Origin of the sequence: Streptomyces sp. ADI96-02, from assembly GCF_003846185.1 — a bacterium.
Classification (GTDB): Bacteria; Actinomycetota; Actinomycetes; order Streptomycetales; family Streptomycetaceae; genus Streptomyces.
This window is the reverse complement of record NZ_ML123034.1, coordinates 2,141,092-2,155,136: the sequence shown is the minus strand read 5'-3', so window position 1 is coordinate 2,155,136 and position 14,045 is coordinate 2,141,092. Positions and strand designations below refer to the sequence as shown.

Annotated in this window: 14 protein-coding genes and 1 pseudogene; 9 read left to right on the top strand and 6 right to left on the bottom strand. The window is 70.4% G+C overall.

Annotation, left to right across the window (positions count from 1 at the left end; all coding sequences use genetic code 11):
- The first annotated feature begins 538 nt into the window (after positions 1-538).
- The 3 genes from EES43_RS09430 to EES43_RS09420 all read left to right on the top strand — a co-directional run bounded on the left by EES43_RS09430 (position 539) and on the right by EES43_RS09420 (position 3,202).
- Positions 539-805, top strand: a complete 267-nt coding sequence (locus EES43_RS09430; protein WP_124268318.1) for a hypothetical protein — start codon at positions 539-541, stop codon at positions 803-805.
- A 214-nt stretch (positions 806-1,019) separates the two neighbouring features.
- Entirely contained in the window at positions 1,020-2,447 is a 1,428-nt protein-coding gene (locus tag EES43_RS09425; RefSeq protein WP_124268317.1) for an AAA family ATPase, read from the top strand.
- Entirely contained in the window at positions 2,444-3,202 is a 759-nt protein-coding gene (locus tag EES43_RS09420; RefSeq protein WP_241192357.1) for an HNH endonuclease family protein, read from the top strand. Before EES43_RS09425 ends, EES43_RS09420 begins: the two co-directional genes overlap by 4 nt.
- Before the next feature lie 64 nt (positions 3,203-3,266).
- Here the strand turns inward: EES43_RS09420 and EES43_RS09415 are convergent, their stop codons facing one another.
- Both EES43_RS09415 and EES43_RS09410 read right to left on the bottom strand, forming a co-directional pair.
- Positions 3,267-3,503 (bottom strand): DUF397 domain-containing protein, encoded by a 237-nt coding sequence (locus EES43_RS09415; RefSeq protein WP_124268316.1) that lies wholly within the window; start codon positions 3,501-3,503, stop codon positions 3,267-3,269.
- Complete coding sequence (locus EES43_RS09410; protein ID WP_124268315.1) at positions 3,490-4,314, bottom strand: helix-turn-helix domain-containing protein; 825 nt, start codon at positions 4,312-4,314, stop codon at positions 3,490-3,492. Before EES43_RS09410 ends, EES43_RS09415 begins: the two co-directional genes overlap by 14 nt.
- 187 nt (positions 4,315-4,501) lie before the next feature.
- Here EES43_RS09410 and EES43_RS09405 point away from each other — a divergent pair, with 187 nt between their 5' ends.
- The 4 genes from EES43_RS09405 (at position 4,502) to EES43_RS09390 (ending at position 9,098) form a co-directional block, all read left to right on the top strand.
- Entirely contained in the window at positions 4,502-4,825 is a 324-nt protein-coding gene (locus EES43_RS09405) for a hypothetical protein (protein WP_124268314.1), read from the top strand.
- A gap of 77 nt (positions 4,826-4,902) precedes the next feature.
- Positions 4,903-5,229 (top strand): hypothetical protein, encoded by a 327-nt coding sequence (locus EES43_RS09400; protein WP_124271863.1) that lies wholly within the window; start codon positions 4,903-4,905, stop codon positions 5,227-5,229.
- Positions 5,230-5,359: 130 nt separating this feature from the next.
- Entirely contained in the window at positions 5,360-7,585 is a 2,226-nt protein-coding gene (locus tag EES43_RS09395; protein WP_124268313.1) for an SF1B family DNA helicase RecD2, read from the top strand.
- Between the two features lie 214 nt (positions 7,586-7,799).
- Entirely contained in the window at positions 7,800-9,098 is a 1,299-nt protein-coding gene (locus tag EES43_RS09390; RefSeq protein WP_124268312.1) for a citrate synthase, read from the top strand.
- Between the two features lie 179 nt (positions 9,099-9,277).
- Here EES43_RS09390 and EES43_RS09385 read toward each other — a convergent pair whose 3' ends face one another.
- The 3 genes and pseudogenes from EES43_RS09385 to EES43_RS09375 all read right to left on the bottom strand — a co-directional run bounded on the left by EES43_RS09385 (position 9,278) and on the right by EES43_RS09375 (position 11,074).
- Positions 9,278-10,060 (bottom strand): DUF6585 family protein, encoded by a 783-nt coding sequence (locus EES43_RS09385; RefSeq protein ID WP_124268311.1) that lies wholly within the window; start codon positions 10,058-10,060, stop codon positions 9,278-9,280.
- 466 nt (positions 10,061-10,526) lie between these two features.
- A pseudogene (locus EES43_RS31230) lies at positions 10,527-10,755 on the bottom strand (haloacid dehalogenase); the annotation flags it as partial.
- A 1-nt stretch (position 10,756) separates the two neighbouring features.
- Entirely contained in the window at positions 10,757-11,074 is a 318-nt protein-coding gene (locus tag EES43_RS09375) for a heavy-metal-associated domain-containing protein (RefSeq protein WP_124268310.1), read from the bottom strand.
- A gap of 331 nt (positions 11,075-11,405) precedes the next feature.
- Here EES43_RS09375 and EES43_RS09370 point away from each other — a divergent pair, with 331 nt between their 5' ends.
- Positions 11,406-12,056, top strand: a complete 651-nt coding sequence (locus tag EES43_RS09370; protein WP_124268309.1) for a dihydrofolate reductase family protein — start codon at positions 11,406-11,408, stop codon at positions 12,054-12,056.
- A 70-nt stretch (positions 12,057-12,126) separates the two neighbouring features.
- Here EES43_RS09370 and EES43_RS09365 read toward each other — a convergent pair whose 3' ends face one another.
- Positions 12,127-13,053 carry a sugar phosphate isomerase/epimerase family protein gene (locus tag EES43_RS09365; RefSeq protein WP_124268308.1) on the bottom strand — a complete coding sequence of 309 codons (927 nt, stop codon included), beginning with the start codon at positions 13,051-13,053 and terminating at the stop codon, positions 12,127-12,129.
- Positions 13,054-13,186: 133 nt separating this feature from the next.
- On the opposite strand from EES43_RS09365, the gene iolC reads away from it, so the two are divergent.
- Positions 13,187-14,045, top strand: an 859-nt coding sequence (gene iolC, locus EES43_RS09360; protein WP_241192356.1) for a 5-dehydro-2-deoxygluconokinase, incomplete at its 3' end; no start/stop codon positions are given.

Sequence of the window (14,045 nt, the reverse complement as noted above, 5' to 3'; positions counted from 1 at the left end):
GTGGCTCAAGTGACCGAAGTGGCCGAACGCTGCCTACCGCATGCCTGCTCAGAGAGCTGATCCACACCCCGTGTAAAGAGATCGCAAAGAGATGCAACCTTTGCGTACCCTCCCGGGTCACACAGGGCGTCGGGACTTCCGGGGAGGGGTCCGGGGGGAACGGGAAGGCCCGACGGGGGGAAAGCAGAGGGGGTCCGGCCGCGAGGCCGGGCCCCATTCCGCTTTTCCGAACAGACGCCTTTTCGGAGCGGACGCCTTTTCCGGAACGGACGCCGGGGTCGCGTAAGCCCCGAAGCGCGGGGCGAAGAAATCCCGGGTGCGGGCAATCCGAACCAGGTCCGGACTCCGAACACCTGAATGAGGGCCACGGAACCAGCCCTCACCTCCACTGTTCGGGGGACGCGGGCCCCCGCGTCCCCCGAACAGCCGCCCGCCCCGACGCCCGCGACCGCCGCCGCTCCCGTCCGCGTACACCCGGACCGGGGAACGGGGGCGCTCCTGACGACTGAGCGGCCGTTCCCCGGGGTATTCGGCGCACATGGCCTTCATGAAGCGTGTTGCTCTCGCCCCGCGCGCGGTTCGACAGTTGCGGCGGGTCCGCTCGGTGTACGCCGTCGGCATGGTGCTCTCCCTGCTGGGCCTGATCCTTCAGGCGGACCGAACACCCGGCGGCCGGCAGGTGGAGATCGCGGCGGCGCTGGTCGCGGCGTTCGCCGCCCTGTTCGTCCTGACGGTGATTCAGCTGTGGCGGCACCGCAGGACGAGCCACTGCGCCACGGCGAAGAAGCTGTCTCCGTCGACCTGACGTGAGGGCCCGGAGGGGCGGCGTTTCCCCGGCGGTCCGGCCGGTGTCTCGTAGACTCGACCGCCTGAACGATCGGGACGGCGTCGCCGGCGGGGTGAACGGCAGGGGAGGAGCGCCCTCCGCGCCCGGCTGAGGCGCTGGGCGGCGGTATCCCGGCCGACGCGGCACCGGAACAGCCTGCCCGCCCCTCCCCTACCGGACGGAACCGCCACCCATGTACGTCTCCCGCGTGCGCGTCGAGAACATCAAGTCGTTCCACGGCCCGCGCGTCGTCGATCTGACACTGACCCGCCCGGACGGTACGCACGCCGGCTGGACGGTCCTCGCGGGACGCAACGGATCGGGAAAGACCACACTGCTCCGGGCGCTTGCCTTGGCCCTGAGCGGGCCGGTCGCGGCGCGCGGTCTGGTCCAGGGGTTCGAGAACTGGCTGTCGCGGGGGCGGACCACCGGCTCGGTCGAGGCGAAGCTCGTCAGGGACGCGGGGTTCGACGGGTTCAGCGCCCGAGGGCGCACCCAGAACAACTTCTGGGCGGGCCTGCGCTGGACGGCTCCGGCCGAGTCCATGAGCAGCCGCAAGAGCGCCCAGCCGTCGCTGGAAGGCATCAGGCGGGACCCCGACGCCACGAGCGCCACTCCTGCTCAGCGCGGCCCCTGGGCGGACAACCCGATGGGCTGGTTCTGCGCCGCCTACGGGCCGTTCCGGCGCATGGCCGGAGGATCGGGCGAGGTGCAGCGGCTGATGTTGGCCTCGGGTCCGGTGGCCCGGCAGGCGAGCCTCTTCCACGAGGACGCCTCACTGGCGGAAGGCGTGGCCTGGCTGATCGAGCAGCATCTGCGAGCACTCGAAGGCCGGGAGGGGGCCGCAGCGCTCAAGCGGGCCGCGCTGTCGGTCCTGGGCCACGGACTGCTCCCCGACGGCTACCGGGTGGAGGACGTCGACTCCGAGGGGTTGTGGGTCACCCGCGACGGGCACCGGTTCCCGCTGCGGGAGATGAGCGACGGGTTCCGCACGGTGGCCGCGCTCGTCGTCGACCTGCTCAAGCAGATCCACGACGCCTTCGGCGACGACGCGTTCACCGGAGAGAGCGGCGAGGACGGCCCCAGCCCCCTACAGGTGCCCGGTGTCGTGATCATCGACGAGATCGACGCCCACCTCCACGTGTCCTGGCAGCGCCGCATCGGTCCCTGGCTGACCGAGCACTTTCCCCACATCCAGTTCATCGTGACGACCCACAGCCCGTACATCTGCCAGGCGGCGGACCCCGGCGGCCTGATCCGCCTGCCGGGCGTGGAGGAGGACGCGGCACCCGAGGTCGTGTCGGAGGACCTGTACGAGAGGGTGGTCTACGGCAGCGGCGACGACGCGGTCCTCTCCGACCTCTTCGGCCTCGACACCCCGTACTCCGAGCAGGCCGAACGCCGCCGTGCCGAGTTCGTGGCGCTGGAGTCCCGGGTGTACGAGGGAGACACCTCGGCAAGGACGGTCGAGCGCTACAAGGAGCTGAAGAAGCTGCTCACCAGCTCACCGGCCGCACGGGTCCACGAGATGTCGGCCCAACTCCACCGCATCGCCGAGAAGATCGAGGAGAGCGGGGAGAGCGGGGAGAGCGGGCACGGAGAGGGCGGCGAGACGGAGTGATCCGCCTGCGACGGGCTTCGCTGCCCCCGGACACGTCGGCTCGACTCGCGACGTACACCGAGGAGATCGAGCAGACCGCCGAGACCGACCGCAAGGCCACGGCAGCCGCTCTGTGGGCCCACACCACGGTCCGCCGTCGTGTCCGCGACGGTCTCCTGTCCACCCTCGCGGACATGGCGCCGGGCCACCAGCGCTGCATGTACTGCGGAGACAGCCAGGGCACGGACATCGACCACTTCGAGCCGAAGAGCCTTGCCCCGGTGCGCACCTTCGAATGGCTCAACCACTTACTGGCCTGCGCGTACTGCAACAGCAACCAGAAGCGGAACGCCTTCCCCCGATCCGAGGAGGACGGCGGCCCGCTCCTTCTCGACCCCACGCTCCAGGAGCCCCTGGACCACCTGAGGTTGATCCTGCCGGTGGGTACGTACCGAGGGCTGACGCCTCAGGGCGACGCCTGCATAGCCGTGTTCGGGCTCAACGCGCGTGGCGTGCTCGTCGACGGACGCAGAACGGCTTACGAGACCGCCAAGGAGTCGGTGGAGCTGTGGCGCATCGCCACGGACCGGGGCCGGGACGACAAGGCGGCCAAGATCGTCAGAGTGGCCTGGAACCGCCCTCTCGCGGACGTCCTGGCGGCGATGTTCCACCAGGCCGACCATCGGGCGGCGGACCTGCTGTTCGCCGGCGAGGAGGAGACCCTGGGCCTGCTCCGCGACAGGGCCCTGCGCGCGGCGTTCCTGTCCCGTGCGTGACATGGGCCTGGCGGCGGCCCCGGTCGCGTGGTGAGCGCGGGGCCGCCTACAGCACGGCGCGCGATCAGGCGGAGAGGTGAGTGGAGAGGTCACCGGCCTTGACGGCGGCGACGAAGGACGACCAGCCTGCTGCGGAGAAGAGGACGGCCGGGCCGGTGGGGGCCTTGCTGTCGCGGACGGGGACGGTGGTGTGGCCGTCGGCGACTTCCAGGCACTCGCCCTGGTCTCCGCCGCTGTAGCTGGACTTGAACCACCCGGTGAGCGTGGTCGAATCCGCGACACTCCGCCTACTGCTGACCATGTTCGTGTTCCTCTGCTGCCGACCGCACAAGCGCGAGTGATTCCTGGTGCGACAACGCGTCGCTCAGGGCGAGATCGTAGGCCGTGCGGCTGGACGCCACCGAGCGCGGATCGTCCATCAGGTTTCCTGTCTGGAAGCCCTCAACGTAAGCCACCGGAGCCGAGTCCGCGAAGCTCAGCAGCGTCAGCAGACTCTGCTGAAGGGAATGCGCTCCCACTCCGAACGGCAGCACGTGCAGCCGGAGCCGTCCGGCCTCGGCCAGGTCCGCGATCTTGTTCAACTGCTGCGCCATGACCTGTGGTCCACCCACGCGCCGCCGGAGAACCGCCTCGTCCACCATGGTCCAGAGAACCGGGCACAACGGACCGTCGAGGATGCGGGCACGCTCTGTTCGAATGACAACGTCCTTGTCAACCTCGTCCCTGCGGTGGTTGGGCCGGTACGCCTGGAACAGCGCACGCGCGTAGCCGTCCGTCTGGAGCAGGCCCGGCACGAGCGAGAGCGCGAACTGCTGGATGAGCGTCGCCTGCGTCTCCAACTCGGCCACCGCCGCGAAATGATCGGCGTACTTCGAGTCCAGATCCTCCAGCCACCGCGCGAAGAACCCGTCCGTGCCCAGTGACCGGTCGATCCGCTGCGCGTCCTCGGGGCTCGGCAGCCGCCGCCCCGCCTCGTAGTGGCTGATGAGAGTCGACGAGCAGACGACCATCTCGCCCAGCGCCTCCTGCGTCAGCTCCGCCGCGATACGCCGCAGCCGTAGCTCCTCGCCGTACTTCTCCCGAGGCGTACGCGGCCTTCGTTTCGTTCCCATGGCAGTCCAACTCCCCGTCTTGACGGACGCGCTGTCATCCCCCACCCCCTGGCAGCGTAGCGACGGATGACCCCACTCTGTGATGGGTTCGCTACAGAAAGAAGTGGCTGACCTCGAACGAAGAGGACCCCCGCGACCGACGCAACCGGTCCGGGGGCCTGGCCATCCCCAGAGAAACAGGCTGACGATGAAGCACGCTATCGCCCGGCTGCTGAAGCCCGTACTGCGATTGCTGATCCCGGTGCGCCGTCAACGGCACCCGCTGGACACGTACGCGTACGTGTCCGCCTACTCCTGCTCCTACGTCGGCGGGCCGACCGTCTACCGGACCGGTGAGCGCCCTCCGCGCGGCGAGGACAGCCCGCTCGTACGCCCGTACTTCGTGGCGCACGAACGGCAGGTGGCCGAGGCGCGCGCGGCCGAAGCGAGGCGGCGGCGCATCCGGCGCGGGGGACTGCTGGTCGCCGTACGCGGGGTGGACCTCCGCCGCGTGAAGGAGGCCGTGGCGTGAGGCGGCACAGTGATCACACCGGACACACCGAACACGCCGAACACACCGGACACGCCGGACACGCCGACGCTTCCGCCGTGCGGCTGCTTCCGTGGACGGGCACGGGCGGGCAGCCCTGTTACGTCCTGGGGGACGGCACCGGCCAGGTGTCGCGGATGGCCGACGACGTCGAGTGCGTCCAGCTCGGCATGGCGGACGAACTGCTCGGCCACGCCGCTGACCTCCTGTCCGACGGCGGCGAGGCCACCGGGCCGCAGATCCGCTTCCTTGCCGGCCGGCTGACCGAATCGCTGCAACAGGTCGTGCGCGTCGCGGTGAGCCGAGGATCGCGCCTCGACGCGCTCCTGCCGGACCGGCCGGAGCCCCGTGCGGGAGAAGGCGAACGGGGCGAAGACGTGCCATGAGCCCGAGAGGCGGCGGGCCAGGCGCGCGGGCAGCACCCGCCGCCTCGGCCCCCCGGCGGAATGCCCGCTCCCCTGCGGGAATCCCCGCCGGGGGGACCGCCTGTCAGCGGCACCCGGTAGCGTCGGGCCCATGTCCAACATGGCCGTCCTCGAAGGGGTCCTGGAGCGGATCACGTACGCCAACGAGGAGAACGGGTACACGGTCGCGCGCGTCGACACCGGACGCGGAGCCGGCGACCTCCTCACGGTGGTCGGCGCGCTGCTCGGGGCGCAGGTCGGCGAGTCGCTGCGGATGGAGGGCCGTTGGGGCTCGCACTCCCAGTACGGCAAGCAGTTCACCGTGGAGAACTACACCACCGTGCTGCCCGCCACCATCCAGGGCATCCGCCGCTACCTGGGCTCCGGTCTGATCAAGGGCATCGGGCCGGTGATGGCCGACCGGATCACCACCCACTTCGGCGTCGACACCCTCGACATCATCGAGAACGCGCCGAAACGGCTCGTCGAGGTCCCCGGCCTCGGCCCCAAGCGCACCAGGATGATCGCGGCGGCGTGGGAGGAGCAGAAGGCGATCAAGGAGGTCATGGTCTTCCTCCAGGGCGTGGGCGTCTCCACCTCCATCGCCGTGCGGATCTACAAGAAGTACGAGGACGCCTCGATCTCCGTCGTGAAGAACCAGCCATACCGGCTGGCCGCCGACGTCTGGGGCATCGGGTTCCTGACCGCCGACCGGATCGCCCAGGCGGTCGGCATCCCGCACGACAGCCCCGAACGGGTCAAGGCGGGGCTTCAGTACGCCCTGTCCCAGTCGTCCGACCAGGGGCACTGCTTCCTGCCCGAGGAACGGCTCATCGCGGACGGCGTCAAGCTCCTCCAGGTCGACACGGGCCTCGTCATCGAGTGCCTGGCCGAGCTGGCGGCCGATCCCGAGGGCGTCGTACGGGAGAAGGTGCCCTCGCCGGAGGGCGGGGAGCCGGTCACCGCCGTGTACCTGGTGCCGTTCCACCGGGCCGAGCTGTCCCTCGCCGGGCAGGTCCGCCGCCTGCTGAACACCGGCGAGGACCGGATGCCGGCCTTCCAGGACGTGGACTGGGACAAGGCGCTGGCCTGGCTGGCGACGCGTACGGGGGCGAGTCTGGCCCCCGAGCAGCAGGAGGCGGTCCGGCTGGCGCTCAGCCGGAAGGTCGCGGTGCTGACCGGCGGGCCCGGCTGCGGGAAGTCGTTCACCGTCCGGTCGATCGTCGAGCTGGCGCGGGCGAAGCGGGCGAAGGTGGTGCTGGCCGCGCCCACCGGCCGGGCCGCCAAACGCCTCTCCGAGCTGACCGGGGCCGAGGCGTCCACCGTGCACCGGCTGCTGGAGCTGAAGCCGGGCGGCGACGCGGCCTACGACCGGGACCGGCCGCTGGACGCCGACCTGGTCGTGGTGGACGAGGCGTCGATGCTCGATCTGCTGCTCGCCAACAAGCTCGTCAAGGCGGTGGCACCCGGTGCCCACCTGCTGCTCGTGGGCGATGTCGACCAGCTGCCCTCGGTGGGGGCGGGAGAGGTGCTGCGCGACCTGCTGACGGACGGCGGCCCGGTCCCCTCGGTCAGGCTCACCCGCATCTTCCGCCAGGCCCAGCAGTCCGGCGTCGTCACCAACGCCCACCGCATCAACGCAGGGCAGCCGCCGCTCACCGAGGGAATGAACGACTTCTTCCTCTTCGTCGAGGACGAGACGGAGGACGCGGGCGTCCTGGCGGTGGACGTGGCGGCCCGCCGGATCCCCGCCAGGTTCGGCCTGGACGCGCGCCGGGACGTGCAGGTCCTCGCCCCCATGCACCGCGGACCGGCGGGCGCCGGCCACCTCAACGGGCTGCTCCAGCAGGCCATCACGCCGGGCCGCCCGGACCTCCCGGAGAAGCGGTTCGGCGGCCGGGTCTTCCGGGTCGGCGACAAGGTGACCCAGATCCGCAACAACTACGACAAGGGCGAGAACGGCGTCTTCAACGGCACGGTCGGCGTCGTCACCGCCCTCGACGCGGACGAGCAGAGGCTGACCGTCCGCACCGACGAGGACGAGGAGATCGGCTACGACTTCGACGAGCTGGACGAGCTGGCCCACGCCTACGCGATGACCATCCACCGCTCCCAGGGCAGCGAGTATCCGGCCGTCGTCGTCCCGGTCACCACCAGCGCCTGGATGATGCTCCAGCGCAACCTCCTCTACACGGCCGTGACCCGGGCCAAGAAGCTCGTCGTGCTGGTCGGCTCCCGCAAGGCGATCGCCCAGGCGGTCCGCACGGTTTCCGCAGGCAGACGCTGTACGGCACTGGATTTCCGGCTCCGGGGCGGTGGCGGCGGAGACTTCGCGTGACCCTCGCCCGGAAATGATCGATCAAACCGGTGGGAAACATCACGGAGGTCTTCCGGAACCGCGGTCAAGGGGGCAGGATGAGTAAGTTGGCGGCACTCAGTGCCGCCAGTAGGTCCAATGGACGACCCCGAGTGCACTCTCCTGAGCCGAATGGGGGAGGGTGGAGACAGTCAGGGCACCTCGAAGAAGAGGCACTACGTCGGTGAGGGATGACGTGAGCGAGCACACCAACAACGCTGTAGTACTGCGGTACGGCGATGACGAGTACACCTACCCGGTGATCGACAGCACCGTCGGCGACAAGGGCTTCGACATCGGGAAGCTTCGGGCCAATACCGGCCTGGTGACGCTGGACAGCGGATACGGCAATACCGCCGCCTATAAATCCGCCATCACCTACCTCGACGGCGAACAGGGCATCCTGCGCTACCGCGGATACCCGATCGAGCAGCTCGCCGAGCGCTCGTCGTTCCTGGAGGTCGCGTACACGCTCATCAACGGTGAGCTTCCGAAGGTCGACGAGCTGTCGGCCTTCAAGAACGAGATCACCCAGCACACGCTGCTGCACGAGGACGTCAAGCGGTTCTTCGACGGCTTCCCGCGCGACGCCCACCCGATGGCCATGCTCTCCTCGGTCGTCAGCGCGCTGTCCACGTTCTACCAGGACAGCCACAACCCGTTCGACGAGGAGCAGCGCCACCTCTCGACGATCCGCCTGCTGGCCAAGCTGCCGACCATCGCGGCGTACGCCTACAAGAAGTCGATCGGTCACCCGTTCGTCTACCCGCGCAACGACCTCGGCTACGTCGAGAACTTCCTGCGCATGACCTTCTCGGTCCCCGCCCAGGAGTACGAGCTGGACCCGGTCGTCGTCTCGGCGCTCGACAAGCTGCTCATCCTGCACGCGGACCACGAGCAGAACTGTTCGACCTCCACCGTGCGCCTGGTCGGCTCCTCGCAGGCGAACATGTTCGCCTCCATCTCGGCCGGCATCTCCGCGCTGTGGGGCCCCCTGCACGGCGGCGCCAACCAGTCGGTGCTGGAGATGCTGGAAGGCATCCAGGCCAACGACGGCGACGTCGACTCCTTCATCCGCAAGGTGAAGAACAAGGAGGACGGCGTCCGCCTGATGGGCTTCGGCCACCGGGTGTACAAGTCCTTCGACCCGCGTGCCAAGATCATCAAGGCCGCCGCGCACGACGTGCTGTCCGCGCTCGGCAAGTCCGACGAGCTGCTCGACATCGCGCTCAAGCTGGAGGAGCACGCGCTCTCCGACGACTACTTCGTCTCGCGCAACCTCTACCCGAACGTGGACTTCTACACCGGCCTGATCTACCGGGCCATGGGCTTCCCGACCGAGATGTTCACCGTGCTCTTCGCGCTCGGCCGCCTCCCCGGCTGGATCGCCCAGTGGCACGAGATGATCAAGGAGCCCGGTTCGCGCATCGGCCGCCCGCGCCAGATCTACACCGGCGAGGTCCTGCGCGACTTCGTCCCGGTCGAAGGCCGCTGAGCCCCACCCCGTAACACCCCGTAACACCCGGCCGCTCCGGCCGACTGCCTTCGCCCCGCGTACCGCGCTTCGCACAGAGCGCGGTGTCCGGGGCGATTCGGCGTTTCGGGGGAGGGTCCGCGTCCGGGGCAGGGCTCCGCAGGCCGGGCACGGCGGGCCGGGCAGGCGTGAGGCGTCGGCTACCTGGAGCGGTGCTGTCGGCGCAGTGCCTCGGCGAGGGACAGGAAGACCCGGAGATTGCGGACCGAGGACGCGGGGATGGACAACCAGGGCTTCCTGACGCCGAGTCGGTGGATGTCCAGGATGCCCTTCTTCACCTCGACCCGCGCCACCTCACGCCATGCCAGGTGCTCGCCGAGGTGTCCGATCCCGGTGGGGTCGAGTTGGACGAGGAAGAAGTCGACTTGTTCGCCCGCCTCCAGGCGGGCCGCGTCCTGGAGCAGCCGCACTCGGCTGAACGCGGTGTCGAGGGCGTCGGCGAACGCGGCGAGCCCGCTGTACGAGTCGCTCACCACGATCGGATCGCCCTCCTCCGGGATCACGGTGAGCGTGCGCCAGGTGGCACTGCTGAGACCGTCGGTCACCCGGGTCTCCTCCCGCGCGATGCCCGCGATCTCGTCCCACTCGTAGACCTCGGGCACCCTCCCGGTGATCCACCTCACCAGCCCGCGCTCGTAATGGGCGACCCAGATCTGAGGCTGCGTCCAGGCTCGCGCGAAGATCCATGCGGCCAGGGCGAGCGGTCCGAGTCCCAGGACGAGCAGCGGCGACGAGTAGTACCAGGCCCCGCTGGTTCGCTGGTCCTCGACGGCCGACGAGGCGCCGAACCACAGCATGGCCGCGCCGAAGACGACCAGCGGTATCAGGACCGGCCAGACGAGACGCCTCGGCTCGGTGTGCACGAGCCCGCGACGCCTGCCCAGTTCGAAGTCGCGCGCGGCTTCCCGTATCGCGGGCGGCACTGAGACAGTGCGCTGATCCGGCATGTGTCCCCCCGAGGTCTTCACTTGGAGGGTCATTCTCCGGCGAGGGGTCGTGCGTGGGAAGAGGGCGACGGTCGGCGCGGTGGCGACGGGCCGCTCCATCCGATCGCGGAGCGAGAAACGCCCCGCCGTCGATCCCCCCACGGGTCGACGGTCGGGGCGCTTCCCATATCCCGGAGCGGATTCCCCCCACGGGATCCGGCCGGGCGTCTGTCGGGAGCCTGAACTCCCGTTGTCCTGACGCGGTCTGCCGGGGAACGTACGCACGGGAGGGCCGCTCAAAGCTCCCCGGTGCACGTGCCCCGGCCAACGCTTGCCATGGAGCGTCCCCCAAGACACTCCATCGGACGTCCCCCAAGACATCCTTGGCAATCGCACTCTAAGACTCGCGAACCCACCGAATGGTTACCCTGAAACCGATGTGATCTAAATCTCTTTGTGGGCGTTACGTGAAGGCTCGCGGTCGGTGGCTGTCCGTGACGGTGAGCAGGGGTGAAGAACGCCGTGAAGGCTTCCGCGAACACTGGGTTGAGCAGGCCACTTGCCGTCAGGGGCCAGGCCGCGCCGCACCCGAAGGTCCGGAGGAGGCCGCCCCTGATGGTGGCCAGCGTACGCCTGGAAGGGCGGATTGCGTCAGCCGTCACCTTGAGATCTCCACGAACCCCGGTGAGGTCGTCAGGCGGTGCGGCCGACGAGTTCGTAACCGGCCTCGTCGACGGCGGCGCGGACGGCCTCCTCGGTCAGCGGGGCCTCGGAGGTGACGGTGACCTGGCCGGTGGCCGCGACGGCCTCGACCGAGGTCACGCCCGCGATCTCCGCGATCTCCGACGACACCGCGCCCTCGCAGTGCCCGCAGGTCATGCCCTTGACCTCGTACACCGCGGTGGTCTGCGCGGTCGGCTCGATCCGCACGTCGGCCGCGCCGCCGTGGCACGAGCCGGCGGGCGAGCAGCAGGAGTCGGTGGTCTGGGGCGTGTCGGTCTCGGCGGTCATGGCGTTCTCCTTCGGCAGGCACGGTTCGGCGGCATGCGGGCGGGCATCCGGCCCGGAGCCCCTGCGGTGGCCACCTCGCGGGCCACTATACCCCTAGGGGGTATCAAGGCGGCTCGGCCGCGGCCACGCCACGGCTTTCACGGGATACGGATACGAGATAGGAGATACGGGATACGGGCCGCGGGGTGCGGTCTCGCCTGCCGTCAGCGCGCCCCACCGCCACAGGGGCGGCGATGGGATTTCCTGGTCCGCACAGTCTCGTCGTCGTCGATGGCGCGGCGCGCGGCACCGCCGGCGGGACAGGACCTGCCGACACCACAGGGAGGACCCCGTGACCCAACTGCTGAGAGTCCAGAACTTCACCATCTCCAGCGACGGCATCGGCGCAGGCGAGGATCAGAGCCTGGAGCGGCCGTTCGGGCACGTCGACCCCGGGCGGCTGTTCGCCTGGGCCGGTGCCACGGCGAGCTGGCCCATGCGCGGCGACGCGGGTGGGAGCAGAGGGCTCGACGACTACCTGACGCGGGACTACGGGCGCAACATCGGGGCCGAGATCATGGGCCGCAACAAGTTCGGGCCGCAGCGCGGCCCCTGGAGCGACCACGAGTGGCGCGGCTGGTGGGGCGACGAGCCGCCGTTCCATACGCCGGTGTTCGTCCTGACCCACCACGAGCGTCCCTCGTTCACGCTCGCCGACACCACGTTCCACTTCGTCGACGCCGATCCCGCCACGGCCCTTGAGCGGGCGCGGGAGGCCGCGCGGGGCAAGGACGTCCGGCTCGGCGGCGGGGTGAGCACCATCCGCGAGTTCCTGGCCGCCGACCTGGTCGACACGCTGCACGTCGCCGTCGCGCCGGTCGAGGCCGGGTCCGGACTGCGGCTGTGGGAGTCCTCGGACGAACTGCTCGACCGGTTCCACCGGGACGTCGTGCCCAGCCCGAGCGGCAGCGGTGTGACGCACCATCTCTTCTGGCGGAGGTGACGGGGGCCGTGGAGGCGGGCGGGACCCAGGTGCCGGGGGCGGGCGGCGACCCGGGAACCCGCCGCAGGTCTCAGGGCCGGGACCGAGGCGCGCCGCAGGAGCGCAGGTACGCGCGCGTCCGCCGGGCGATCGGCAGGGGCTTGTCCGGCGGGCACGGATACATGTCCTGCTCGACGATGGCGAACAGGTCGACGTCCAGGGCGCGGGCCGCGTCCAGCACCGGTTCCAGCGCCGGCACGCCGCCCGGCGGCTCGCACATCACGCCCCGGGCCACGGCGGGGCCGAAGGGCACCTCTTCCGCGATCACCGTCGCCAGCACCTCCGGATCGACCTGCTTGAGGTGGAGGTAGCCGATGCGTTCCCCGTAGGTCTCGATCAGCTTGACGCTGTCGCCCCCGCAGTAGGCGTAGTGGCCGGTGTCCAGGCAGAGCGAGACCAGGTCGGGGTCGGTCGCGTCGAGGAAGCGGTTGACGTTCTCCTCGCTGTCGACGTGCGTGTCGGCGTGCGGATGGACGACGATCCGCAGGCCGTAGTGCTCGCGGACCTCGCGCCCGAGGCGCTCCGTCTGCGTGGTCAGGTCGTGCCACTGGGCGGGCGTGAGCGTGCGGTCCTCCAGCACCTCGCCCGTCTTGTCGTCCCGCCAGAAGGAAGGGATGACGACCAGGTGCTCCGCGCCCATGGCCCGGGTCAGTTCGGCGATGTCCGCGACGTGCGCCCAGGTCCGGTCCCAGACGTCCGGGCCGCGGTGCAGTCCGGTGAAGACCGTGCCCGCCGAGACGGTGAGCCCGCGGCGGCGCGTCTCGTCCGCCAGCCGAGCCGGATCGGTCGGCAGATAGCCGTACGGGCCGAGCTCGATCCACGCGTAACCGGCCTCCGCCACCTCGTCGAGGAAGCGCTGCCAGGGCACCTGCCGCGGATCGTCGGGGAACCACACTCCCCAGGAGTCGGGTGCCGAGCCGATGCGGATGCGGGCCGGAGGGGGCGCGGAGGCGGTCATATCGCCCAGCCTCGCGGCCTCTCCGGAGGAGTGTCAAGGGTTCGTCCGAATGTCCGGACAAAATGTTGACAGGGCTCCGGGAAGCGGGCTAGACCTGAGGTCAACCGGCCGCCGGCGGGTCGAAGGGATGCGTATGCCTGAGCCGTACGACGTGATCACCATGGGGCGGATCGGGGTGGACATCTACCCGCGGGACATCGGGGTGCCGCTGGCCCGGGTCGACACGTTCGGCAAGTTCCTGGGCGGCTCCCCGACGAACGTCGCCGTCGCGGCGGCCCGGCTCGGGCGGCGCGCGGCCGTGATCACCCGCACCGGGCAGGACGCCTTCGGGGACTACCTCCACCAGGAGCTGCGCGGGTTCGGCGTGGACGACCGGTGGGTGACGGCGGTCGAGGAGTACCCGACGCCGGTCACGTTCTGCGAGATCTTCCCGCCGGACGACTTCCCGCTCTACTTCTACCGGCAGCCCAAGGCGCCCGATCTGGAGATCCGGACGGCGGACCTGGACCTGGAGGCGGTGCGCGCGGCGCGGATCTTCTGGATGACGGGCACCGGCCTGTGCGCCGAACCGAGCCTGGCCGCGACGCTGGCCGCGCTCCGCGCCCGCAGCGAGAGCCGAGCCGACTCCGGGGCCCGGACCGCCACCGTGTTCGACCTCGACTGGCGGCCCGTGTTCTGGGACGGCGGCGACCGCGGCACCGCCGCCCCGGCCCGCTACCGCGAAGCGCTCGCCCATGCGACGGTCGCCGTGGGCAACGTCGACGAGTGCGAGATCGCCACGGGTGAGCGCGAACCGCACGCGGCGGCCCGCGCGCTGCTCGCCGCCGGAGTCGAACTCGCCGTCGTCAAACAGGGGCCGAAGGGCGTCCTCGCCGTCCACCGGGACGGCTCCACCGCCGACGTGCCGCCGCTCCCGGTCGAGGTCGTCAACGGCCTCGGGGCCGGGGACGCCTTCGGCGGCGCGCTCTGCCACGGGCTGCTCGCCGGCTGGG

What these genes read in the sequence shown, in the direction of transcription:
- EES43_RS09365 (WP_124268308.1), bottom strand. Translation starts at nt 13,053, where the DNA reads ATGACCGCCTCCGCGCCCCCTCCGGCCCGCATCCGCATCGGCTCGGCA.
- EES43_RS09405 (WP_124268314.1), top strand. Translation starts at nt 4,502, where the DNA reads ATGAAGCACGCTATCGCCCGGCTGCTGAAGCCCGTACTGCGATTGCTG.
- EES43_RS09425 (WP_124268317.1), top strand. Translation starts at nt 1,020, where the DNA reads ATGTACGTCTCCCGCGTGCGCGTCGAGAACATCAAGTCGTTCCACGGC.
- EES43_RS09410 (WP_124268315.1), bottom strand. Translation starts at nt 4,314, where the DNA reads ATGGGAACGAAACGAAGGCCGCGTACGCCTCGGGAGAAGTACGGCGAG.
- EES43_RS09430 (WP_124268318.1), top strand. Translation starts at nt 539, where the DNA reads ATGGCCTTCATGAAGCGTGTTGCTCTCGCCCCGCGCGCGGTTCGACAG.
- EES43_RS09375 (WP_124268310.1), bottom strand. Translation starts at nt 11,074, where the DNA reads ATGACCGCCGAGACCGACACGCCCCAGACCACCGACTCCTGCTGCTCG.
- EES43_RS09395 (WP_124268313.1), top strand. Translation starts at nt 5,360, where the DNA reads ATGTCCAACATGGCCGTCCTCGAAGGGGTCCTGGAGCGGATCACGTAC.
- EES43_RS09415 (WP_124268316.1), bottom strand. Translation starts at nt 3,503, where the DNA reads ATGGTCAGCAGTAGGCGGAGTGTCGCGGATTCGACCACGCTCACCGGG.